A 22730-nucleotide genomic window follows, 5' to 3' on the forward strand; every position below is an offset into this window, starting at 1 on the left:
CGTTTGAAGCGAATATGCCTCAAACGGGTTTATGTTATGCATTACTTTAAAATGATTGTGCCTTTTGGTGTGTTCGTAATTTCTGTTTGTTGCTGTAAGTAGTCACGGAAGTTTTCCCAATCTGATAAACCTAAATCCGTTACGCGACCTTCTGCGTATGCTGTTGCGAACATATCGAAGCCGTCCCCACCTTTAGCTGTAAATGCGTTCGTTGCAACTGTATACGTTTCTTCAGCAGTAATCGCTACGTATTCGCCCTCTGCATTTTTGTACTCGATTGATACGATGCGCTCACCAACTGGCTGTGCCGGATCTGCTGTTACGCGTGCACCCGCTACGTGTAAAAAACCACCTGATTCTTTCGGGTATTCTTTGAAGCTATGCTCGAATGCAAGCTTTAACTCTTCGCCCGTTACGTCCATCGTCGCTAACGTGTTGCCGTATGGTAATACTGTTAACACTTCACCAACTGTTACGTCACCCGCGTCGATTGAAGCACGGATACCACCACCGTTTTGGAATGCCATCACAACGTTTTGATTTAATTGCTGAGCACGTTGTAGCATCCCTTCTGTAATGTAGTTACCTAACGCTGTTTCGCTATTACGTACTGAAATGCCTGCTTCGTTCCCTTCATCTGATGAACGTGGGTTCGTTAACGCTTCTGTTGTTTCTACGCCGATTGATGTCGTGCGCATTTCTTCAATTTTCGCCGCAAACGGTGCTAAAATCGCCGCTGCTTCTTCGTTCGCTTCGAAATCTGCAATTTTTAACAGTTCAGAAGATGTTTCTTCAACAATGACAGCACCGTTTTCGTCAAACGCTACGTTCACTGTACCTAAAAATTCATTGTATTGGTAAGCTTGCGTAATGATCGTTGCATCTTTCGCTTCGCCTGCTGCATTCGTGTCGATCACTGTCGCTTCATCTAATTGTGTATGTGAGTGACCACCAACGATTAAGTCGATGCCGTCCACGTGTTTTGCAAGCTCTAAATCATTATCCACTGTTGCGTTATCGTCATAACCTAAGTGCGTTAATGCGATAATTTTATTAATGCCTTGCTCTTCTAATGCATCGACTGCTTTTTGCGCTTCTTCGATGTAGTTTTCAAACGCAATTGAGCCTGGGCTTGAAATGTCTGCTGTTTCCGCTGTCGTTAAGCCGAAAATACCTACTTTCTCGCCATCTACTTCTTTTACGATTGCGCTATAAATTTCACCGTTCTCTGCATTTTCTGTTACGCCATCTGTAAATAAGCCGTCAAATTTCGCATCTTTTGAGAAATCGATGTTCGCCGTTAACACTGGGAAGTTCGCTGCTTTAATGAAGTTCACTAACGCTTGGTGACCGTTTTCAGATGCACCTAAGTCAAATTCATGGTTACCTAATGTGAACGCATCAACGCCAAGTAAGTTTAACATCGCGATATCCGCTTGCCCTTCAAACTCAGTGAAGTATAACGTACCACTGAACGAGTCACCTGCGTTTAATAATAATGCGTTTTCGTTTTCAGCGCGCACAGATTCAACAGCTGTTACTGTTTTTGGCATGTTATCTAAGTTTGCGTGAATATCATTTTGGTGCATAACCGTTAAGTTAAATGCAGCTGCTTCTGGTGTTTCTTCTGGCGCTTCAGGTGCTACTTCTCCTTCTGTACCCGGTGTTTCTTCTGGCATTTCTGGTGCTACTTCTCCTTCTGTACCAGGTGTTTCTTCTGGCGTTTCTGGTGCTACTTCTCCTTCTGTGCCCGGTGTTTCTTCTGGCACTTCTGGTGTTACGGGTACTTCTGGTGTCGTTGGTTCTTCAACTGTTGGTGCTTCTTCTACCGCTTCTACTTTCATCGCACGTGAAATGAATGATGCAAGCTGACCGCGTGTTACGTTTTTCGCTACGCCGTATGTGCCATCTTCAAAGCCAACTGCTACGTCATTGCTTGAAAGTGCATCGATCGCTTCTTTATATTGGTTCGTTGCCGTTACGTCTGTGAAGTTCACCGCTTCACCTGTTGCTGTTAAGTCAAATGCCGTTGCTAAAATTTTCGCCATTTGTCCACGTGTTACTGCATCGCCAACACCGTATGTATTGTCACCGTAACCTGAAATAATACCTGCTGCTTTTAATGCTGCTACTGCACCGTAATATTGGTTCGTTGCTGGCACATCTGTAAACGCTGGGTCTACTACGTTTGTCGTATCTAAATCTAATGCGTTCGCAATAATTTTTGCTACTTGTCCGCGTGTTACGTCTTGGCCAGGACCGAATGTACCGTCACCAAAGCCTGAAATAATGCCTGCTTCTGCTAATTCATAAACAGCTGCTGCATGTGTATACGATTCTTTTACGTCTGTAAATGTTACTTGATCTGCTGCTTGCACTGGCGCTGCTACTGCTGCTAATACAGCTGTTGCCGCTGTTGCTTTTATAAAAATTGAACGATTCATTAATAATTTCCTCCTACCATACAAATATATTTGTATGACATAAATTTGTAATTGTATAATCTATTAAGTGTTTCCGTTCTCTATTATCACGATTTTAGCCCTATATGTAAACAACTATTAAGCGATTAGTAGGAAAAAGAACGTGATATTGAAAAAAATTCAAACAATGTTCAAAATGAGTATTGTCCTAGCAAATGTATTCACAATTTAGTACATATATCGAGCAGTATTGAAATGTATCATGCGAACGAATCTCGAAACAAGATGCGGACGCCAGCGAGAAAAGAAAAATGTTCTGTGCGACGAGTAATCGCATAAACGTGATATTACATACGCCACGCTCGTGAAAAATGCACCTCGATGTCTAGAGCCGACTAACAAAATCCGAAAATACATTTCACCATCTAATCTATATTGATTTGGATTTATAAGACGCTTAGCGACGCCTATTTGACTATATGGAAACAAAAAAACAAGCTATAGGCATTTGCCTATAGCTTGTTCGGCTTTACGAATTAAGCTTCTAAAGCTTTCGCACGTAATACCATTTGTAAAATACCACCGTGACGGTAGTAGTCTACTTCTACTTCTGAATCGAAACGAGCTAACGCTTTGAACTCAGTTACTTTACCTTCTGGAGAAGTTGCAGTAACAGTTAAGATGTCGCGTGGTTTTACATCGTCAGTTAAGTTAACGTCGATGATTTCGTCACCTTTTAAGCCTAATGATTCTGCTGATTGACCATCTACATATTGTAATGGTAATACACCCATCATCACTAAGTTAGAACGGTGAATACGCTCATAAGATTGTGCGATTACAGTTTTAACGCCTAGTAAGAATGTACCTTTAGCAGCCCAGTCACGAGATGAACCCATACCGTAGTCGTTACCAGCTAATACTACTAAGCCAGTGCCTGCTTCTTGGTACTTCATGCATGCATCGTAAATGTATTCAACTTCGCCTGTTGGCCAGTAAGTAGTGAATCCACCTTCTGTACCTGGAGCGATTTGGTTACGGATACGGATGTTAGCGAATGTACCGCGCATCATTACTTCGTGGTTACCACGACGAGATCCGTAAGAGTTGAAGTCGCGAATTGCAACGCCATTTTCGATTAAGTATTTCGCAGCTGGTGTATCTTTACCGATTGAACCTGCTGGAGAAATGTGGTCAGTTGTAATTGAGTCACCGAACTTCGCCATTACGCGCATTCCTGCAAGCGTTTTAATTGGCTCTGGATCTTTAGAAAGACCAGTGAAGAATGGTGGGTTTTGGATGTAAGTTGATTTTTCATCGAATGTGTAAAGAGATTCAGTTGAAGTTTCAATTGCATTCCATTTTTCGTTAGCAGTGAATACTGTTTCATATTCTTTTTGGAATAATTCACGAGTAACTACTGCGTTTAATACTTCGTTAACTTCTTCAGTTGTTGGCCAGATGTCAGCGAAGAATACATCTTTACCGTCTGGAGTTTGTGCGATCGCATCTGTTTTAAGATCGATATCAACAGTACCAGCTAAAGCGTAAGCAACAACTAATGGTGGTGAAGCTAAGAAGTTAGCTTTTACTAATGGGTGTACACGACCTTCGAAGTTACGGTTACCTGATAATACAGATGTTACGAATAAGTCGTTACGTTTAATAGCGTCTTCGATTTCTGGTAATAATGGACCAGAGTTACCGATACATGTTGTACAACCGTAACCAACTGTGTTGAATCCGATTGCATCGAAGTATTTGTCTAAGCCAGCAGCTTCTAAGTAACCTGTTACTACTTTAGAACCTGGAGCTAAAGAAGTTTTAACCCATTTCGCTGGTTTAATACCTAACTCAACCGCTTTTTTAGCAACAAGACCTGCAGCTAATAATACGTATGGGTTAGATGTGTTTGTACAAGAAGTGATTGCAGCGATTGCTACAGCACCTGCTGGAATTTCAACAGCGCCTTCAGCGAATTCCGCTGTAGAAGTTTTGTCGAATTCAGCTTCAGTTAAACCGAAACCTTGAGTACCTTGAGGAGCTACTACAGAATCACGGTAAACTTTTTTCATTTCAGTTAAAGGAATTAAATCTTGTGGACGCTTAGGACCAGAAAGGTTTGCTTCGATATCTGAAAGGTTGATTTCTAATACGTCAGTGTAAACTGGCTCTAATGATGGATCGAACCACATGCCGTTAGCTTTTAAGTAAGCTTCTACAACAGCGATGTGCTCTTCGTCACGACCAGTTAAACGCATGTAGTTAACTGATTCTTCGTCGATTGCGAAGAAACCACAAGTAGCACCGTATTCTGGAGCCATGTTAGAAATTGTAGCACGGTCAGCTAATGGTAATTGTTGTACACCAGGACCGAAGAACTCTACAAATTTGTTTACTACGCCACGAGCACGTAATACTTGAGTAACTTTTAATGCTAAGTCAGTTGCAGTCGTACCGTTTGGTAATTCGCCAACTAATTTAACACCGATTACATCAGGAATTGGGAAGTAAGATGGTTGACCTAACATACCAGCTTCAGCTTCGATACCACCAACACCCCAACCTAGAACACCGATACCGTTGATCATTGTTGTGTGTGAGTCAGTACCAACTACTGAGTCTGGGAATGCTACTAAACCGTCAGCTGTTTCGTTAACGTGAACGATTGGAGCTAAGTACTCTAAGTTAACTTGGTGTACGATACCAGTTGCTGGTGGTACAGCGCGGAAGTTATCATAAGCAGTTTGAGCCCATTTTAAGAAGTTATAACGTTCAGCGTTACGCTCGAACTCAAGGTCCATGTTAGCGTTTAATGCGTTTGCGTTACCGTATTTGTCTACTACTACAGAGTGGTCGATTACTAAATCAACTGGGATAGCTGGGTTGATTTTGTCTGGGTTACCGCCCATTTCTTTCATTGCAGAACGTAAAGAAGCTAAGTCTACTACTACTGGTACACCAGTGAAGTCTTGTAATACAACGCGTGAAGGCTTGAATGGTACTTCAGCTTCTGGGTTGTGAGAACCGAATTTAGCTAATTCGTTTACGTGCTCTTCTTTGATCACGTAGTTGTCATATTGACGTAAAACTGATTCTAATAATACTTTGATTGAATATGGTAAGTTTGATACTTTTGCGATACCCGCTTCTTCAAGTGCAGCTAAACGATAGTAGTTATACGTTTTGCCGTTAACTTCGAATTGCGCGCGGCTGTTGTGTAAGTTAGCCATGTTCATAATCCCCCTAATATATAGTTAAACTGAAAGGCAAGTTAGTACTGCTTTTCTCCACCACCAATGATAGCTTACTTTTATACATAAGTAAATTACTTTAATATTATCTTTCTTGATAAGTTTTGCTTATCACCTTTTAAAAAAGATATCGCGTTTACGAATGTTGGACTGTACGGCATCGATTGCAAAACATTCTCAACGCGGCAACGAACGATATTTCTGCTTATTTTTTGTTTTTGTATAAAAATGTTCTATCATTTCGCTCTTTTTATTCCAAAATAATTTTAATATTTATTTTTATTGCTCTCATGAATAAAAATACAATCGCTTTTCCACGTTTTCGATGATGTAAAATTGGCACAGCTGAACATGTTCAACATTCAACAGATGTACGTATGCGATTTCGTGTACGCTCTATACAAAAAGAAGCAGCGTACGTGCGTTTTACCTTCATATTCGCACGAAAAAAAGCTGCGCTACTCGTTCGTTTCAACGTGTAGCACAGCTTCATTTTTTAATTGTTAAAACGCAGCGATTGCTGTTTCATCGTAATTCGTTTTTAAAAATTCGCGCACCGCATCGCTCGTCATCGCCTCTGCTAGCGCTTCAATTGCCCCGTCGTCCTTATTATCGTCGCGCGCAACAAGCGTAATCGCAAAGTCGTTATCGATACCTTCAGTTAACAGCGCATCGCTTTTTGGTGTTAAGCCAAGTGGTGATGCATATGCTGGCGTCATGACAACCGCATCCGCATCGTCGTACATACGCGCAAGCATTAATAAATCGACCGCTTCAAACTGAAGATTTTTCGGATTAGCGGTAATATCAGCCTCTGTGTAGTACACGTCCTTTTTGTCACCAAGTGTAATGACGTTATGCTGTGCAAGTAGTGCAAGCGAACGATCGATGTTTGATACGTCGTTTGCAATCGCCACTGTCGCACCGTCTGGCAATGCATCGATTGTGTCAACGTTTTTTGCGTACACGCCGTAGTTTGCAAAATAAATCTCCTCAATCGGCACTAAGTTTGCGTCGTTGTTGCGGTTGTATTCTTCCATGTACGGCTTATGTTGGAAAAAGTTTGCGTCCACTTCGTTTGCTGCAAGCGCCGCGTTTGGCTGTACGTTATCGCCAAGCACGACGATTTCCAAATTAATTCCTTCTGCTTCAAGCGTCGGCTCCACAAGCTCTAAAATTTCAGTCATCGGCGGAATGAGTGACGCTACTTTTAACGTCGTCGCTTCTGGCGTTTCGTTCGTCGTTGCCTGTTCGTCGCTGCATGCCGCAAGCAATAACGTCGCAAGCCCTACTGTTAAAAATCGTTTTTTCATATGTAATATCCCCTTTATCGTTTGTCGAGTGAACGTGCGATGAATGTGCCAAGCAGCTGAATCGCTTGCACGAGCACAATCATAATGATGATCATGTAAAGCATTAAATCGGTTTTAAACTGTTGGTAGCCGTAGCGAATCGCAAAGTCTCCAATTCCACCACCACCGACGACGCCCATAATCGTTGAATACGAAATGAAGCTAACAATCGACGTCGTTAAACTAAGAATGAGTGTCGAGCGCGCTTCGACAAATAAAAATTTCGTCGTGAGCTCGTACGTTGATGCGCCCATCGCTTGCGCCGCTTCAATAATTCCTGGTGGCACGTCGAGTAGCGATTGTTCGACGAGCCGTGCGTAATGCGCAATTGCAATAATGGCGAGTGGCACGATCGCGGCTGTCGTACCAATCGCGGTGCCGACGATGAGCCGCGTTAACGGAATGCAAAAGACGACGAGCAATAAAAATGGAAACGAGCGCACGACGTTGACGACGAAGTTTAGCGCGTGATACACAATCGGCTGCTCAAGCGGCTTATGCTTTTGCGTCATAAACAGCAGCGTGCCAATTGGTAAACCGACGATGACCGCTGCTGCAATCGATGCACCGACCATGTACAGCGTCTCCAAAATGGCGCGAAGTATTTCCGCTTCGTATTGCACGAGTACATCAGGCATGTGCATCACCACCTGTTAACGCACGCACGAAGCTTTCGGCTGTTTGCTCGCCGCTTCGGACACCTGTTGGCACAAGTGTAAGCGTGTCGTAAATTTCGCCTGCTTGTAAGACGGTTGCGCTCGTGCAAATTTGCTGAATGACTGACAGCTCGTGGCTAACGATGACGAGCGTGACGCCAAAGTCCGCATGAATTTGCTGAAGGACGCGCAATATGTCGAGCGTCGTGTTCGGGTCAAGCGCTGACGTCGGCTCATCGCACAGCAATATGCTCGGCTTCGTCACAAGTGCTCGTGCAATGGCGACGCGCTGCTTTTGCCCACCGCTTAACGTCGCAGGGTATTGCTCCTTGTACGCTTCAAGCCCGACGTATTGCAGCACTTCTTGCACGCGTGCAGCATGTTCCTTTTTCGGAATGCGCGCAAGCTGTAGTGCTACGGCGATGTTGTCGTACACCGTTTTGTTGCTCACTAAATGAAAGTGCTGAAAAATCATGCCGATTGATTTTCGTGCTTCGCGCAACGCTTTTGGTGATGCGGCGCTTAAGCAGACGCCATTTACGTGCACGTCACCGCTCGTCGGACGCTCCAGCAAGTTCATCATGCGCAACAATGTCGACTTCCCTGCACCGCTTGCACCGACAATGCCATGAATCGCGCCCTTTTCAATATATAACGATACATCACGTAACGCCGCAAATGATGCAAATTGCTTCGATACGTGCGCAACTGTAATCATGTATGCGCCCTCTCCTTTTCCGATACACTGTTCATTATAGCTTGTTTGGCACAGAAAAAACGCCTCAAATGCATGAGACGTTACTGTAAATAGTGATCGACTTGCTGTTGCACATCTTCTGGTAATAGCTTGTACACTGTGCCTTTACATTTTAAATCAAGTAAGCCGAGCGCTGCGATGACGATTGCACCGATAAACCATTTGCATTTCATATTGTTCACCTACTTCCTTCATTTAGTATAGCTTATTTATGGCGTATGTTACTACCGCTTTTTAGCTGCTCGATGGCGCGCTCATAATACGCCTCGTTTTCTGGCTGAAGCATCGCGAGCTGTTTAAAGCGCAGCTCGACGCGGGCAACGTCGTCAAAGTACTCTTGGCATACGGCTGTCCAAATCGTTTTTTGCGCTTGCATTGCTGGCTGCTCACTCGTTAAACGGGCGAGCTCTGTACGTGCATGTGCGTGAAATGACTGCTGCGTATCATCATCTAGCTGTGCTTGTAGCCGCGCTTGATGTGCTGCATGTCCGTCAATTAACTGCTCGATGCGATGTGTAAAGGCGATAAGCAAGCTTTCTACTAAAAATTCTTCACGCACACGCTCATATACGACGAGACGCTCGACGCGGTTCATCAGCTCATCATACGGATTTTGCGCAAAAATATCGCCACCGATCGTCATCGCTAAATAACCGACGATCGCGTTCACCTTTACGACGTCATGATTTACTTGCTTACTCCAAGCTTGTATTGCTTCGATTAACTGCTCTGTGTAAACGATACGAACGCCCCCTTTACCGTTAATATCGTCACGTGGCACATTTCTTTTAAACGAATGATGAATGCTTTACAATAAGAAGAAAAAAGGAGCGATCATATGAAAGCGATTGAAATTACAACAAAGACACAGCTTGAGCAAGCACTTACACTGAGAACGACGGTATTCGTACATGAGCAAAATGTGCCAGCTGAAGTAGAAATTGATGCGTACGATACACTTGGTGAAGGAACGACGCACATACTTGTACTAAACAGTGACGAAGCAGTTGGCACCGGGCGCTTCCGCATGAAAAACGGTGCGGGCAAAGTGGAGCGTGTATGCGTCGCAAAATCTGCGCGTGGGCAAGGTGTCGGTAACATCATTATGGAAACAATCGAGCAGCTAGCACGCGATAAAGGCTATAACACGCTAAAGCTTCATGCCCAAATGCACGCGAAGCCGTTTTATGAAAAGCTTGGCTATGTAGCGACGTCTGAAGAATTTATCGAGGAAAACATTCCGCACATTGAAATGACGAAGGAGCTTCACTAATGCGCTTATGGCACGTAGATATACTCACATTTTTACCGCGCTCGCAGCTGCTCGCTCAGTGGCGTGAGCTCAACAGCATTTTCGCGAAGGAAGACAAGCACGTGCTCATTAATTACATTTATGAATACGATAAACGAGAGCTCAAAACGTATACAGATTGCGTGCTTGCACAAATGCGCAGCCGCGGCTATACGATTCGCACGTTCGATAAAATGGAGCGCTACTTTGACGGGATCGAAGCGGCGAGCGGTAAGCCGTACGCGAAGCACCATGACGACGACTATTTGCGCATTTGTTATTACAATTTATACGAAAAATATATTCGCGGGCAAAAGGATTACGACGATGCATTGTTTCAGCAGCTGCATGCGTACGTTACAGCGCGCGGGGCGTTATAAAAAAGAGGCTTGCCGAATATGAGCGCACTGAAAAAGTCGATTCACGCGAAATTTTTAGTATGAATCGACTTTTATTCCATAGAAAAACGCGAAATTCAAAAGTAATGACCATGAATTTTCGCGTTTTTTTAGTTTTTCAGCAGCTTCGCCGAATATCGCCGTTACGATTCCTCGCTGTAATATAGCTTGTAATACTTACGCCCCGACTCGTCGATGCCCGTTTCAATAAAGTGTGCCACATCGTCTTGACTGTTCATCGTCACTTGAATTTCAATGTGTTCGTCCAGCTTAATTTTTCGCTTGTAGCTTTTTTCTGCCTTTTCGACCGCGCTTAACGAAATCGGTGTTGCAAGCGGTGTTAACATCGTCACGACCGTATCGCGCAAAACGTCTTCTGGCTCATCGAACACTGCATTCACGTAATTCGTCGGGCTTAGCTGCTCCGATTCATAAAAATAATCAAGCGTCTTCGTTAAATAATCGATTTTTTCGGTATTTGAAAACGTGTCGTCCTTCGTAATGAGCTTTTTGCATAGCTTCAGCGCCTCGTTCGTTTTCGCGTAGCTTTCGTCCGCAATTTTCGCCTGCAAAAAGCGCTCCGTCCAGTATAGCGTCTCGTCCTTTTTGCGCGTGCGTACGAATACGCGCACATCGTCTTCTGCTAGCTGTACGATAAGCGCCGTATTATTCGGTCGCTTCACACTAATGCCCGCCACGTCGCTCACGTGCAGTTGCCCGTCTTGCTGCGACACGTTAATGAACGTTTCCTTGTCGTCAATTTTCATAATCGCCAATACGCGCACAGCACGATCGACCCAAGCGACGTTTTCAAACAGCCCGACGAATAGCTCGCCTTCTTTAATGTTCGGATGCGTCGAGGCGTTGTGCAAATGTTTCGCGATAAGCTGCGACTGCAATAAAAATTCCGATTCGCTGCGGAAAATTTCGGTCGCGTACGCATACATGTCGTGCAGCGTTAAACTGCTTTCGTGGAAGAAGCGGTATTCCTCCATTTGCTCAAACTTTTGAAACGCGACGTCCGTCCATGCCGCTTCTAGCTCAAGCGTCGTTGCGCGCAGCACGTCATTTGATAACGTCATCGTTCCTTCGTTTGCATTGCCGACAACGTGGATGGCGTAGCGGCTTAGTTGACTATCACTTACTTCAATCATTGTTTCACCTAGTTTCTTTATTTGCCAAGCGTGTTGATTAGCCATTAAACTGGCATTTCGCGTATGGTGGCTCGCTTTCCTGGGGCTCGCCACCCGCTCCATGCCACAAAAATGCAGCGTTCATCTCCGTCTTCAAGCAATTCAGCTGTATAAAAATAGCTAATCAACAGACCTGTTTATTTGCTTCCAGTATAAACAGAAAAATCGGCTTCGTCTCGTACGACAGCCGATTTTTTGTATTAAAACGTCTTTTGATACCACGCTGTTGCAGCTTGCACCTCGTCCATCGTCAGCTGATGCCCGAAATGGAACCAGCTCGTGTCCACTTGTGCACCTGCTGCTATTAAACGTTCCGCTAGCTCTTCCGATTCTTCCTTCGTACATAACGGGTCGTTCGTTCCCGCTCCGATAAATACCGGCACGTTTTGTAAATTCGGCATGTCTGCATCACGGCGCGGTACCATCGGGTGATGCAGCACAGCACCAGCTAATGCATCAGCGTACGTAAACAATAAGTTCGCCGCAATGTTTGCTCCGTTTGAGTAGCCGAGTGCAATAACTTTTGTGCGGTCAAACGCATAACGCTCACTCGCCTCACCGATAAACGCATACAGCTCCTCAGTACGCAGCGCTAAATCTTCAAAATCAAATACTCCTTCTGCTAAACGTTTGAAAAATCGCGGCATGCCGTTTTCAAGTACGTTGCCGCGCACGCTTAACACGTTCGCCTGCTCATCGACAAGGCTTGCTAGTTGAAGCAGCGAATTTTCGTCGCCACCTGTGCCGTGTAACAATAAAATTGTATAATCATTCGTTCCTTGTTTATAAAGGTGTTGCATCGTATTCCTCCTTTATTGTGGGCGCTCGATCGTTAATAGCTCGCCAATTTTTGCATAATCATTTCCTGCTAGGCGGCTCATCGCGTTTAGCTCATGCGGATCAATATGCCCTGCCTCATCGCGCAACCCGTCTTGCACGTAATATTGCACGACGCGACCGATCAGTAAATCACAGCCCGATTGCCCGTCTTCTCCACCAAGTGGTACGTGCTGCACGAGCTCACATTCAAAGCGCACTTTTGCCTCCGCAACTGCTGGCACGTCTACAACGGCACTGTCGACGAGCGTGAAGTTCGTCAGCGCGATTTCACTTTCATCTGGCGCTAAATTTGCCGCTGTTTTGTTCACTTCTGCCACGATGCGTTCGTCGACAATATGGACGACGAATTGCTGCTTCGTGACGATATTACGCGCTGTATCTTTTTGCTCGCCCGCTTTACGCTGCACCGATACGCTAATCATCGGTGGGTTGGATGATACGATATTGAAAAATGAAAACGGTGCGGCATTCACAACCCCGTCTTCGTTTACCGTCGTCACAAACGCAATCGGTCGTGGAATAATCGTGCTAATTAATAATTTATAGTTTTCGCGCTCCGTTAGCTCATTTGGGTTCATCATCATTTTCCTCCTCATCAATTGGGTGTAAATCCGCTTCAATGTCTGCGCGGTGTGGCTCTAAAAATGCCGGTAAATCAAGCGCTTGTCCAAGTGTTTCAATGTTGCCGTCACGCAAAAAGCCCGGCCCGTCCGTCGCAAGCTCGAAAATAATATGCCCGACAAGCTTGACGTATAAACTTTTAAAATAATAACGGTCGACAATGCCGCTTGATACAAGTCCGTATTGCACAATTTTGTCATGCCACGCACGCAGCTCCGATTCATCGGCTACGCGCAGTGCGATATGATGAATGCTGCCGCGACCAGGTCGTTCGATCGCACCGTCTTGCTTTACGACGAACAGCTCACTTTCTAAGCCACCTGCCCCACGCACGCGCATGCTGTTGTCGTCGCGCGCAATAACTGTATAGCTAAACAGCTCCGTTAATATACGCTCCATTTCCGCAACGTCCGCCACCGTTAGCTCCGTCGTCACAAAGCCTTGAATGCCAACGTGTTGTGGCACTGGCGACTTCGCCCAATAACTCCATGCGCTCGGCGGTGTGAACGCTTCATCTGCTACGAGCACGAGCGCAAGTCCGTCCGGGTCATAAAATGGTAACGCCGGTTTGTCTGCATACGTCGTTTGTGCATCGTGACGCACGTTAAATTGCTCAAAGCGCTGCTGCCAATATGCGAGCGCGTCCACGTTCGGTACGACGAGCGCAATTTTCGTAATCGCATCTGTTCCTTTATGCGTGCGCCCGACCATCGGAATTTCAAAAAATGTGAGCTCCGTTCCTGGTGTGCCGGTCGTGTCACCGTAAAATAAATGATACATCGATGGAGAATCTTGGTTCACCGTTTTTTTCACGCGGCGTAACCCTAACACGCGACGATAAAAATCGTCCGTCGCCTTCGCATTTTTCACGACCATTGATACGTGATGATGCCCTTGAAATTGCATAGCTTGCCCTTCTTTCTATCATTAATACGACGCTTCTGCTTTTTTTCCGACTTGCTTTGAAATGTCGATGAGCTGCTGCAACTGTTCCTCATCTAGCCCTTCAAATAGCTCTGTCATCGCAGCGGCGTGCTGTGGGAAAATCGTTTCAATGAACGTACGCCCTTCATCTGTTAGCGACGCATAAATGACGCGGCGGTCGCTCGGACAATGAATGCGCTGCACGTACCCTTTTTTCTCAAGCTTATCGACGACATACGTAATACTGCTGCTTGCGATGAGTATTTTTTTTCCGATCATTTGAATCGGTTGTTCTCCTTTATGATAAAGTAGCTCAAGCACCGCGAACTCGGTAATATTTAAGTTATATGCTTTTACTTGCTGGCGCGAATATTCCCCGATATGTTGAGACGCACGCAGCATCGTCATCATCGCCTTTAGCTTCAACTGTTCCATCGATCACCCCTCCTTTTATCTTTAATTCGAGATATTTGATTTTATTGTATCACATTTCAATCATTTTGCAACTGAATGCATATAAAAAAGCAAGGTGATTGCTCCCTTGCTTTAATGCGACTGCACAGCGTACGTTTCCTTACATAGCTGCTGAAATAATTTTTGATTGAATTGCAATGAACGGCTCACGATTGGCCCGAGCCCAAACGCCATGAATACTGTCCCGATGCCAACTGGACCACCAATTATAAAGCCGACGCACGCAACCGTTACTTCAATCGTCGTACGTGATGCGGTAACCGACCAGCCGAGACGCTCCGTTAGTAACATCATTAAGCTATCGCGCGGCCCTGCACCGAAATCTGCGACGATGTACATGCCACAGCCGAAGCCGAGTAATACGATGCCGACGCCAAAAGATAGCACTTGCATCGATTGCGTCGTCACGTTCGGCAGCAGCGCATTAAATACGTCAATGAGCACGCCGACAAACAGCATATTGACCCACGTGCCGAGCTTTGGCATGCGCTTTGTGAAATATGTGCCGATGAGTAAAATAATAAATCCTGTCACGATCGACCACGTCCCAATTGTGAGCGCGTAGTTTGCTAAGCCGATATGTAATACATCCCAAGAGCCGACGCCAAGAACACTTCCTTTAATCGTCAGCGTCACGCCGAATGCTAAAATTGTTAAACCTGCTGTAAAAAAGAGCAGTCGTAATTGCATTGCTGTCATGTTGTTCGTCCTTTGCTGTTTCATAAAGCTTTATTATAGCAACGAAATGGCATGACCTTCTTTTTTCTGAAAACTTAAATTTCACATCATGAATGAAATGAAAAAGCTGTTTGAATTGTCATCGTCGACAATTCAAACAGCCTCGCTTCGTGTTATTGTTTCGTTAATGTTTTCGTGCTGCGTACTGTATCGATTGGTCGAACAGCCGCTTCGATTTGTGCACGCTTTGGCTCTAAAAACGGCGGAAGTGATAATTTCTCGCCAAGCGTTTCGTACGGCTCATCGCCCATGAAACCCGGTCCGTCCGTCGCCCATTCAAATAAAATGCCGTTTGCAACGCGCGCATAAAGCGATTGGAAGAAGAAGCGGTCAACAAAGCCTGATGTGCCAAAGCCAATTTGACGTAAATGCTCGTTCCACGCTTCGATTTCTTCGCGGTTGTTGACGCGGAATGCCGCATGGTGAATCGTGCCGAACCCTTGACGCCCTGGACGAAGCGTGTCGTTATGCTCAACGATGACGCGCGCACCGTTGCCTCCTTCGCCAACTTCGAATAAATGGAATGCGCCTTCAGCAGCGATTTCTGTATAGTACATCGCCTGCTCCATCACCTTTTTGAAGTAATCGAAGTCTTGAATGCGAATTGTGATCGGACCTAACCCTGTAATTGCATGCTCTAGCGGAATCGGACCGTCTTGCCACGGCGTTCCTGCTGCGATGCCGTCTAGCCCTTCATCTGAAACGAGTGCGTATTGCTGCTCATCAAAGTCCTCAAAGGCAAGCGTCTTCACACCGAACTCCTCTGTAATGCCGTGATGCTTCACGCCGAGGCGATCAAAGCGCGCTACCCAATAGTTTAATGCTTCGTTCGTCGGTACGCGGAACGATGAACGGTAAATTTCATCTGTGCCGTGCTGTCCTTTTGGAATGCCAGGGAAGTCAAAAAACGTCATGTCTGTCCCTGCATTGCCGCGATCGTCTGCGAAAAATAAATGATACGTTTGAATGTCGTCTTGGTTCACCGTTTTTTTCACAAGGCGCATGCCGAGTGTGTACGTGAAAAATTCATAGTTTTTCTCCGCGCTTGATGTGATGGCTGTTACGTGATGCATACCTTTTACTGCTACCATAGTTGTTCGCTCCTCTTTATTTTAGTTTCTAATATCTCGAATTAAATATAATTTAACATACGACTTATTTCACCGTCAATCATTTTATTCCGAATTCGAGATAAAATAATAAAATCGCTTGTTTTGAAGGGCGATACGAGGTGTTGTCGTATAAACGCGACGAATTTAGCCTTTGTTCCTTCGATTTTCGGCTCGTGCTTGTCCCGCAAAAGTCGCCGTTTACACGTCAAAACGATGCCTTCCTCTCATAAAATCGCATAAAAAAAGCTGTGCGACGTTGTCATTCGACATATCGCACAGCTCGCTCATTTCATCTATTAATATTGATTTTGCAAACCGCCGCCCCAAATGACGCGTCCGCCGATATGTTCCGTTTGCGCGTGAATTTGCGCGTTCACAAGCTGCAATACACCTGGCTGCTCATGGTGATGCCACGTATAACCTGCTGGCGTTTGCCCGTCCTTTAACGCCGCTTGATCTTCGTCCGTCAAGCCGATAATTTCACCAATCGCTGCGTCCTGCTCAATCGCGTTATATAGTTGCTCGTTCGCTAGCGCATGATGCTCTTCGTCTGTTAATAAATACGCTTCTGGCTCGATGCGCGCAGTAAACGCCGCTTCGAATACCGGGAATACGTCTGAAATCGTTTCGTCGCCAACTAACAACTCTGTGCGCTCAAACGCAACACCTGTCACAGGATGCACCGTTCCTTCGTACAGCTCGTTAATCGACTGAATCGTATCGACGTTCGTTGCGTCCGCTTCAATAACGTCGCTTAGCTTCAACGCGCGACTACCGATGATCGGCGTTTGTAAAAGCGATTTCGCTGCCCCTTTGACACGCTGTTGATCACGACCGACGACGCCTGCCACTGCCTCGTATGTATTGCTCGCTCCGTGCTTCACCATCGCATTGACGCTCGTGACAATCGACTTGCCTGTTTTCGTTAAATCGTCCACACCTTCTTGACGACTTTGCGCATCTTTTTGAATCGTACCTTGTACAGCTTTTGTCGTGCCGTCTACTACGTGCGACGTTAGCTGAATGCTCGTTTTCGCCGCCTCGCTCGTCATGTCCCCTGTTTCACGAATAAACGTCGCTGCCCCTTTTAATCCTACTTTTTCAACTGTCGAGCTCACAACGTCCGTAGCCGCATGAATGGTTGATTCCGTTAAATTTGAAGCTGTTTGAAATACTTTTTTTAATACCATTTCACATACCTCCCCTTTTCTTTAAAATTAGCATAATTTGCTCACCTTTGCGAATATCCATACCACGTAAGCGAAAAAATAAACATTTCCATTTAATCGTTCACAAAGCATTCACGAAATTTCATACGGTACGTCGATAACGGTAGCTCCTTAAACCGCTCGTTTGGCAATATTTCGTCAAACGATCTTTGTACCGTTTCTTTTGAAATACAGTCATACATTCCTGTCTCATTACGAAACCCGTATATGACGTGTATAAACTGCTCATCATATTTTATGTTCGTCACATTACGGACGATGACTATTGTATTCGGCTGACATAATGCATCCAGTAACTCTTTTTGAAACGTCCATTGAGATGCTCTAATTTGTCCATATACGACACCTTCTGCACTCACTTCAAAACGCTTTCGCTGCAATGAATGGATCGTGACGATTTTTAATTGCGGCAATGATTTAATCGCTTGCATGAGAGCATATGCATCTCGTATACGTTCGTATTGCGCTCGATGTTCCTCGCTCATCTCCGTATACGCTAAATGAATCGCCTCATGTAACGTAATACGCTCTAACTCATGCATTATATTATGCACTAGCTCCCATACAAGCATGTCTAACTCATTCTCATCATCTACGCGCTCTAATACGTCTGATTCATCCTCTTGTTGGCTTTTCTCTAGCTTGCCAGTTGCGATAAATTGCTTTACCGTCTCATGTAACTCATAAAAAATCATATCCGTAATCGATGCTTCTATTTCGTCTACATACGTATCATAGCGGAGGCCACAGCCAGAAATAAACGTCGCACTCGTTTGACCGTTATGTGCCTCCTCTAAAAAATGAAAAAAGCTACTGTATATATGTTTATAAATCTCTCCTGTATCGATTAACGTTCCACTGCGGTCAAACGGATGATCATCATCGACAATTTCCTTCACCGTTTCCGTTAAAAAATAAGTGCCGTATTTTACTTGTATGAATGACAGCATTTCCTTTGCGCGACGTTCTACTCGCTGCTGCCACGTTGATTGAATTTCCTCGATTATGATGAAAATCCCCCCTTTTTTTAAAGTGTAACAACACGCCACTTATATGCCTATCACTCATACGAAAATTAAATTTCATGAAAGTTATATTTTATATACAAGGTGATGGAAATGTAGAATGCGAACGAGGCTCGAAACAAGAGGCGGACTCCAGCGGGAATAGCTCGCGTCGAAAAACCCCGCAAACACGAGGAACGAATGTTGAGGAGGCTCAAGGAAGGCGATAAGCGCCACTACACGAGTCATCGTGTTCGCCGCCGAGCCCGTGGAAAGCAACCCCCTATTATGATAAAGAACGCGATTTCATTTCTCGCTATTATGTATACGAAATTCTGAAGTTTTTAGCCACGTCTTAGTAAAAACAAACATACTGCAATGCGCAACATACTATACATCATTTTCATCAACGTTCACGATTTCGTCACCGCTTCGGACGTTTTAAATAATGCACAACTGGGAACTATTTAAATAAGAAAGTAGCTGTAGCGATTAGCAATAGACGAAACGCATTCATTTTCACCGACTAATCGGCCTACACATGAATTTCTTCAATCGAATGGGGGTCTACTATATGTTCTGTCACACTTGCAAACGAGAAATGACGATGCTGATGATGCCTTGCCCGATTTGTGAAGCAAAAAGCTTAAATGAAGTGAACATGACCGGCGAATACTTTGAAATGAAAATGAACGAGCCATATATGCACGCACCACCGAACGATGCACCGATGTATGAGGACGTTGCAACAGATAAAATGATGCACGGTGAAGTAGTCGACGCGATCGATGAGGAAGTAACATCTGAATTTACAGTAACTGTCGACGATTTAAAAAACCGCCACGCTGCACTACCACCTGAAGGCATGAAGTTTTACGCCGGCGATGACGATGATGACGACGCATTAACGAAACGATAAACGCACAAAAGAGTTGCTCGACATGTTCTCGAGCAACTCTTTTTATGATGCATTAAAAAAGCTGTACGACGTGTCGCACAGCTTACTGTTTAGAAGAAAATAAATAATAACGCAGCTACGATAAAGCAGTAATACGTAAAGAAGTGGAGCTTTCCTTTTTGCATAATGCCCATGAACCATTTCATCGCAAAGTACGTCATCACAAATGTTGCAATAAATGCCGCGATGTATGGAATTGCTAAGTCACCTTTATTTGGCTCATTTAAAAAGTCTGATAAACCGAGCACAACACCACCGAGGCTCACGGGAATGTACATCATAAAGGAGAAACGAAGCGCTGTATCTTGACGCATACCCGTCGTAATTGCCGTAATAACGGTCGCACCTGAACGGCTAATTCCCGGCGTTAACGCAACCGCTTGCCCAAGACCGACTAAAATTGCATCTTTTTTCGTAATGTCTTTATCCGTTTTGCGTCCTTTTAAATTACGAATTAACCAAAGCGCGATACCTGTTACAATTAACATTGACGCAATGACGTTCATACTAACAGATTCCGCAATGACATCACTTAACAGCACACCTAGCACACCTGCTGGAATCGACGCAATAATGACGCATAACGCGAAATTAAAGTCTGTTTTGTAGCGACGATCGCGCGTCTGTATGTACTTTAAAAAGCCCGTCACTAATCGAATAATATCGTTGCGATAAATAATTAAAATGGCAAGTAACGACGCCGTATTCGTTAAAATTGCAAACGTAAATCCTTGCTCTCCAACACCTAAAATTTCACTCGCAATCATTACGTGCCCGCTTGATGACACTGGGATTGGCTCTGTAAACCCTTGTACAAGCCCAATGATGATCAGCTTTAACGTATATAAAATATCAAAATCCAAGTTGTTCGTCCCCTATCTACAAATAAACTTCATGTACTACGACGAACAATTATACAATATGTTTCGTTTAAAATCATCTTCTACATTAGAAAGTGCGCACTCTTCTTTTTTTCGAGCGTATTTCCTTTTATATACACGCTTTAAATGGTTAAATAAAGACAACATCATTTTATTATAAGAAAGAGGTTTTTATGCCTGGAATCGTATTTGCCATATTAAGTGGTTTTTTTATTTCATTACAAAACGTCCTGAACGCCACAATCGGTACAGTTGTGAGCACGTGGTCAACAGCAATGATTACACAAGCGGTCGGCGCTACTGGAGCATTGCTGCTATACGTAGCGTTTCGAGAGCCGTCGTTTTCCACACTTAAACAAGTGAAGACACGTTATTTATTCGGGGGCTCGTTCGGGGCGGTCGTCGTCGCAACGAGCGTTTTTGCGGTGACGTACGTCGGGGCTGCGATGACGAACGCGACGATGCTGCTCGCTCAGCTTGCGACAGTCATTATTATTGAGATGTTCGGCTTATTCGATATGCCAAAGCAGCCAATTGCACGTCATCAACTGCTCGGTCTTACTGTTATGGTCGTCGGTGCATTGTTAATTACGTTATAGAAGGAGCGCGACATTTTGATTGTAGGAATTTTATTCGCCTTGTGCGCAGGGTTATTTGTCGGCGTGCAAGGTATTTTTAATCGCCATGTGAACATGAAGGTGAGTAGTTGGGCTGCGACCGCGTTTATTTTAGCGACCGGCAGCATTGCCTCGCTCGTCGTCGGCTTGCTGCTTGACGGCACCGCTATTTTTAACTTTAGCGATATGAAGCCGGCGTATTGGCTATTCGGGCTTGTCGGCATTGGCGTTATTTTTTGCACGATGACGGCGATGCGCAAAATCGGTCCAACGAAAACGATCGTCATCGGGGTTATCGCACAGCTTACAACGTCGATGATTTTTGATATGACTGGCTTTTTAGTGTTGCCAAAAGTGACGCTTGAGTGGACGCATATTGCTGGCTTACTGCTTATGATTGTCGGTATTTATTTATTCAATTATCAAAAAAAGGAAACGAACGCTTAATACGCGCACGTTTCCTTTTTGTTTATTTATACGTATCTAAAAACTGCTTTAATGCAATTGTAATGATGTGGCTTTTCGTATAACCTTTGTCTTCGCAAAATTCATCGAACTGCTGCATAATATGCTCGTCTACCGTAAACGTGCGGCGAACTTTCGGTGCGGCATCGTCTGCCACCGTTTGAAGCAGCTCATCTAACGTATTTTTTGTCGTGCTTGCTGCTGCATCTTTCTTTTGCTGTACGTCTGAAATGAGTTCGCGCAATAAATCGATTTCTGCATTGGAAAAGCCATCTACAAATTGCTCTGTATGTGCAGCTGTCCATTTGCCAACTTGCTGGTTAAACGAATAGCCTTGCTCCTCTAATACTTGCTGTGCCTTTTTCTTTGAGACACCAAACTTTTTCTTGATCCCTTTTAGCTCACCGTTTTGCTCTTGCATAATATAGTCAACGAGTTCCTGATAAAAAGCTAATTCTTTTGACATTCCATATTCCCCCTTTGAATAGTTTGCTCCATCGCCTCTTTTAACGATGCATCATCGGCTTGAATCCCGATATAGCGTACTGTCTTTTTCATGCCCATCATGAACTGCACAGGCTGTCGCTCATGTAACTCCACGATGAAATGCGGTGCTTCTTCGCCAAATGTTGGTGCTTCAAAATATACGATGTCCTCTTTGTCGACCGTGATCCCTTCATGAATTGCCTTCATATTATCGCGATGTATATCGATGCGCTTGAGCAAGCCGAAACTCACATACCACGTATTATTCATATACACGGTCGGATTCAAACGCATCGCCTGCATATCGGCTAGCACGAAAATAACCGAATAAATATGTAGCGCTAACAAAATATACGCAACAATTGGCATCCAATCGTGCAGCAGCCAATGGAACGCGACCGCCTCTAGCACGACGGCATGTAAAATCATGATCATCACCGGCACATACATCGACTGTTTATATAAAGTGTAACCACTTGGCGCCTTTTTTCTCCACCCAAGCAATGCATAATACATTACGAGCACTTCCTGCAGCAATGCGTGGAGTAATACATTTTCTTTCATATATGTATTCGTCGCTTCGATTAGCGCAAACGGTAACGGTACGATGCGCTCCTTTAGCTTGCGATAAATCGCCGGTGCATAATATAACGCATACGCAACAATACTTAGCTCAATTAAAATGAGCACACCTTCTGCCACTAACGCAGCGTTCGTAATACTTTTAAATGGTGTAAGTAGCTGTGCAGGAATGACGAAGCGCGCAAGCACAAGCCCTGAAATCATGAGCAGCGCAAACAACTTCCAGCTTTTCTCCTTCACATGCAGCGTGATTAGCAACGGTATAACGAGCGCTAAATCAATGAGCGAGCCGAGTACGACACCTGCTGCATCATTATGTGGAATAATAAGCTGACCGGCTGATGTATGATACAGCCACATATTACCGAGCAACACAACTAGTGCAGCGTATAACCATTTCGTTTTGATAAAGTGATGCGTCATCGCTATTCCCCCTTATTACTTCTAGTATACAAAACGTAGCAATATTTTTCAG

Annotated in this window: 24 protein-coding genes; 5 read left to right on the forward strand and 19 right to left on the reverse strand. The window is 44.6% G+C overall.

What is annotated here, in order from left to right; genetic code table 11:
- Positions 1 to 41: 41 nt before the first annotated feature.
- The 7 genes from A6K76_RS08685 to A6K76_RS08710 form a co-directional block, all read right to left on the reverse strand.
- Complete coding sequence (locus A6K76_RS08685; protein ID WP_083995354.1) at positions 42 to 2444, reverse strand: 5'-nucleotidase C-terminal domain-containing protein; 2403 nt, start codon at positions 2442 to 2444, stop codon at positions 42 to 44.
- A 515-nt stretch (positions 2445 to 2959) separates the two neighbouring features.
- Positions 2960 to 5662, reverse strand: a complete 2703-nt coding sequence (acnA, locus tag A6K76_RS08690; RefSeq protein WP_066464140.1) for an aconitate hydratase AcnA — start codon at positions 5660 to 5662, stop codon at positions 2960 to 2962.
- A 518-nt stretch (positions 5663 to 6180) separates the two neighbouring features.
- The gene (locus tag A6K76_RS08695) at positions 6181 to 6990 is read right to left on the reverse strand and encodes a MetQ/NlpA family ABC transporter substrate-binding protein (protein WP_066464142.1); all 810 of its coding nucleotides are present in this window, start codon (positions 6988 to 6990) and stop codon (positions 6181 to 6183) included.
- Between the two features lie 14 nt (positions 6991 to 7004).
- On the reverse strand, positions 7005 to 7667 hold the full coding sequence (locus A6K76_RS08700; protein WP_066464145.1) for a methionine ABC transporter permease: 663 nt from the start codon (positions 7665 to 7667) through the stop codon (positions 7005 to 7007).
- Positions 7660 to 8403 (reverse strand): methionine ABC transporter ATP-binding protein, encoded by a 744-nt coding sequence (locus A6K76_RS08705; RefSeq protein WP_066464147.1) that lies wholly within the window; start codon positions 8401 to 8403, stop codon positions 7660 to 7662. The genes A6K76_RS08700 and A6K76_RS08705 overlap by 8 nt, the downstream gene beginning before the upstream one ends.
- A gap of 80 nt (positions 8404 to 8483) precedes the next feature.
- Entirely contained in the window at positions 8484 to 8615 is a 132-nt protein-coding gene (locus A6K76_RS17195; RefSeq protein WP_281181441.1) for a hypothetical protein, read from the reverse strand.
- A 32-nt stretch (positions 8616 to 8647) separates the two neighbouring features.
- Positions 8648 to 9223 carry a hypothetical protein gene (locus A6K76_RS08710; protein ID WP_066464148.1) on the reverse strand — a complete coding sequence of 192 codons (576 nt, stop codon included), beginning with the start codon at positions 9221 to 9223 and terminating at the stop codon, positions 8648 to 8650.
- Between the two features lie 57 nt (positions 9224 to 9280).
- Here A6K76_RS08710 and A6K76_RS08715 point away from each other — a divergent pair, with 57 nt between their 5' ends.
- Positions 9281 to 9715 (forward strand): GNAT family N-acetyltransferase, encoded by a 435-nt coding sequence (locus tag A6K76_RS08715; protein ID WP_066464150.1) that lies wholly within the window; start codon positions 9281 to 9283, stop codon positions 9713 to 9715.
- Positions 9715 to 10113: a pyrimidine dimer DNA glycosylase/endonuclease V gene (locus tag A6K76_RS08720; protein ID WP_066464152.1), complete on the forward strand. Its 399-nt coding sequence runs from the start codon at positions 9715 to 9717 to the stop codon at positions 10111 to 10113. Before A6K76_RS08715 ends, A6K76_RS08720 begins: the two co-directional genes overlap by 1 nt.
- A 161-nt stretch (positions 10114 to 10274) precedes the next feature.
- Here the strand turns inward: A6K76_RS08720 and A6K76_RS08725 are convergent, their stop codons facing one another.
- The 9 genes from A6K76_RS08725 to A6K76_RS08765 form a co-directional block, all read right to left on the reverse strand.
- Positions 10275 to 11285, reverse strand: coding sequence for a nucleoid-associated protein (locus A6K76_RS08725; RefSeq protein WP_066464153.1), 1011 nt, complete (start codon positions 11283 to 11285; stop codon positions 10275 to 10277).
- Between the two features lie 239 nt (positions 11286 to 11524).
- Positions 11525 to 12124: an alpha/beta hydrolase gene (locus A6K76_RS08730; protein WP_066464155.1), complete on the reverse strand. Its 600-nt coding sequence runs from the start codon at positions 12122 to 12124 to the stop codon at positions 11525 to 11527.
- Positions 12125 to 12136: 12 nt separating this feature from the next.
- Positions 12137 to 12748, reverse strand: a complete 612-nt coding sequence (locus tag A6K76_RS08735) for a flavin reductase family protein (RefSeq protein WP_066464157.1) — start codon at positions 12746 to 12748, stop codon at positions 12137 to 12139.
- Positions 12729 to 13691, reverse strand: a complete 963-nt coding sequence (locus tag A6K76_RS08740) for a VOC family protein (RefSeq protein ID WP_066464159.1) — start codon at positions 13689 to 13691, stop codon at positions 12729 to 12731. Before A6K76_RS08740 ends, A6K76_RS08735 begins: the two co-directional genes overlap by 20 nt.
- A 21-nt stretch (positions 13692 to 13712) precedes the next feature.
- On the reverse strand, positions 13713 to 14144 hold the full coding sequence (locus tag A6K76_RS08745) for a MarR family winged helix-turn-helix transcriptional regulator (protein ID WP_066464160.1): 432 nt from the start codon (positions 14142 to 14144) through the stop codon (positions 13713 to 13715).
- Between the two features lie 111 nt (positions 14145 to 14255).
- On the reverse strand, positions 14256 to 14882 hold the full coding sequence (locus A6K76_RS08750; protein ID WP_066464162.1) for a YczE/YyaS/YitT family protein: 627 nt from the start codon (positions 14880 to 14882) through the stop codon (positions 14256 to 14258).
- A gap of 152 nt (positions 14883 to 15034) precedes the next feature.
- Entirely contained in the window at positions 15035 to 16012 is a 978-nt protein-coding gene (locus A6K76_RS08755) for a ring-cleaving dioxygenase (protein WP_066464163.1), read from the reverse strand.
- A gap of 317 nt (positions 16013 to 16329) precedes the next feature.
- A complete protein-coding gene (locus A6K76_RS08760) occupies positions 16330 to 17223 on the reverse strand; it encodes an HNH endonuclease (RefSeq protein ID WP_066464165.1) in 894 nt (297 codons plus the stop codon).
- A gap of 92 nt (positions 17224 to 17315) precedes the next feature.
- Positions 17316 to 18311, reverse strand: coding sequence for a hypothetical protein (locus A6K76_RS08765; protein ID WP_066464167.1), 996 nt, complete (start codon positions 18309 to 18311; stop codon positions 17316 to 17318).
- A 529-nt stretch (positions 18312 to 18840) separates the two neighbouring features.
- Here A6K76_RS08765 and A6K76_RS08770 point away from each other — a divergent pair.
- Positions 18841 to 19185 carry a hypothetical protein gene (locus A6K76_RS08770; RefSeq protein ID WP_139108676.1) on the forward strand — a complete coding sequence of 115 codons (345 nt, stop codon included), beginning with the start codon at positions 18841 to 18843 and terminating at the stop codon, positions 19183 to 19185.
- An 89-nt stretch (positions 19186 to 19274) separates the two neighbouring features.
- Here A6K76_RS08770 and A6K76_RS08775 read toward each other — a convergent pair whose 3' ends face one another.
- A complete protein-coding gene (locus A6K76_RS08775) occupies positions 19275 to 20087 on the reverse strand; it encodes an undecaprenyl-diphosphate phosphatase (protein ID WP_066464172.1) in 813 nt (270 codons plus the stop codon).
- Positions 20088 to 20278: 191 nt separating this feature from the next.
- On the opposite strand from A6K76_RS08775, the gene A6K76_RS08780 reads away from it, so the two are divergent.
- Both A6K76_RS08780 and A6K76_RS08785 read left to right on the forward strand, forming a co-directional pair.
- A complete protein-coding gene (locus A6K76_RS08780; RefSeq protein WP_066464174.1) occupies positions 20279 to 20704 on the forward strand; it encodes a DMT family transporter in 426 nt (141 codons plus the stop codon).
- Positions 20705 to 20719: 15 nt separating this feature from the next.
- On the forward strand, positions 20720 to 21169 hold the full coding sequence (locus tag A6K76_RS08785; protein ID WP_066464179.1) for a DMT family transporter: 450 nt from the start codon (positions 20720 to 20722) through the stop codon (positions 21167 to 21169).
- 22 nt (positions 21170 to 21191) lie between these two features.
- Here A6K76_RS08785 and A6K76_RS08790 read toward each other — a convergent pair whose 3' ends face one another.
- A complete protein-coding gene (locus tag A6K76_RS08790; protein WP_066464180.1) occupies positions 21192 to 21653 on the reverse strand; it encodes a ribbon-helix-helix domain-containing protein in 462 nt (153 codons plus the stop codon).
- Positions 21638 to 22678, reverse strand: a complete 1041-nt coding sequence (locus A6K76_RS08795; RefSeq protein WP_066464181.1) for a hypothetical protein — start codon at positions 22676 to 22678, stop codon at positions 21638 to 21640. The genes A6K76_RS08790 and A6K76_RS08795 overlap by 16 nt, the downstream gene beginning before the upstream one ends.
- Positions 22679 to 22730: the final 52 nt, after the last annotated feature.

This window comes from Caryophanon latum (assembly GCF_001700325.1).
Taxonomy (GTDB): Bacteria; Bacillota; Bacilli; order Bacillales_A; family Planococcaceae; genus Caryophanon; species Caryophanon latum.

Excerpts from the sequence above, each read along its gene's own strand:
- A6K76_RS08790 (WP_066464180.1), bottom strand. The coding sequence starts at position 21,653 with ATGTCAAAAGAATTAGCTTTTTATCAGGAACTCGTTGACTATATTATG.
- A6K76_RS08695 (WP_066464142.1), bottom strand. The coding sequence starts at position 6,990 with ATGAAAAAACGATTTTTAACAGTAGGGCTTGCGACGTTATTGCTTGCG.
- acnA (WP_066464140.1), bottom strand. The coding sequence starts at position 5,662 with ATGAACATGGCTAACTTACACAACAGCCGCGCGCAATTCGAAGTTAAC.
- A6K76_RS08700 (WP_066464145.1), bottom strand. The coding sequence starts at position 7,667 with ATGCCTGATGTACTCGTGCAATACGAAGCGGAAATACTTCGCGCCATT.
- A6K76_RS08730 (WP_066464155.1), bottom strand. The coding sequence starts at position 12,124 with ATGCAACACCTTTATAAACAAGGAACGAATGATTATACAATTTTATTG.
- A6K76_RS08725 (WP_066464153.1), bottom strand. The coding sequence starts at position 11,285 with ATGATTGAAGTAAGTGATAGTCAACTAAGCCGCTACGCCATCCACGTT.
- A6K76_RS08685 (WP_083995354.1), bottom strand. The coding sequence starts at position 2,444 with ATGAATCGTTCAATTTTTATAAAAGCAACAGCGGCAACAGCTGTATTA.
- A6K76_RS08795 (WP_066464181.1), bottom strand. The coding sequence starts at position 22,678 with ATGACGCATCACTTTATCAAAACGAAATGGTTATACGCTGCACTAGTT.
- A6K76_RS08770 (WP_139108676.1), top strand. The coding sequence starts at position 18,841 with ATGTTCTGTCACACTTGCAAACGAGAAATGACGATGCTGATGATGCCT.
- A6K76_RS08750 (WP_066464162.1), bottom strand. The coding sequence starts at position 14,882 with ATGACAGCAATGCAATTACGACTGCTCTTTTTTACAGCAGGTTTAACA.
- A6K76_RS08715 (WP_066464150.1), top strand. The coding sequence starts at position 9,281 with ATGAAAGCGATTGAAATTACAACAAAGACACAGCTTGAGCAAGCACTT.
- A6K76_RS08780 (WP_066464174.1), top strand. The coding sequence starts at position 20,279 with ATGCCTGGAATCGTATTTGCCATATTAAGTGGTTTTTTTATTTCATTA.
- A6K76_RS17195 (WP_281181441.1), bottom strand. The coding sequence starts at position 8,615 with ATGAAATGCAAATGGTTTATCGGTGCAATCGTCATCGCAGCGCTCGGC.
- A6K76_RS08745 (WP_066464160.1), bottom strand. The coding sequence starts at position 14,144 with ATGGAACAGTTGAAGCTAAAGGCGATGATGACGATGCTGCGTGCGTCT.
- A6K76_RS08755 (WP_066464163.1), bottom strand. The coding sequence starts at position 16,012 with ATGGTAGCAGTAAAAGGTATGCATCACGTAACAGCCATCACATCAAGC.
- A6K76_RS08740 (WP_066464159.1), bottom strand. The coding sequence starts at position 13,691 with ATGCAATTTCAAGGGCATCATCACGTATCAATGGTCGTGAAAAATGCG.
- A6K76_RS08760 (WP_066464165.1), bottom strand. The coding sequence starts at position 17,223 with ATGGTATTAAAAAAAGTATTTCAAACAGCTTCAAATTTAACGGAATCA.
- A6K76_RS08735 (WP_066464157.1), bottom strand. The coding sequence starts at position 12,748 with ATGATGATGAACCCAAATGAGCTAACGGAGCGCGAAAACTATAAATTA.
- A6K76_RS08705 (WP_066464147.1), bottom strand. The coding sequence starts at position 8,403 with ATGATTACAGTTGCGCACGTATCGAAGCAATTTGCATCATTTGCGGCG.
- A6K76_RS08720 (WP_066464152.1), top strand. The coding sequence starts at position 9,715 with ATGCGCTTATGGCACGTAGATATACTCACATTTTTACCGCGCTCGCAG.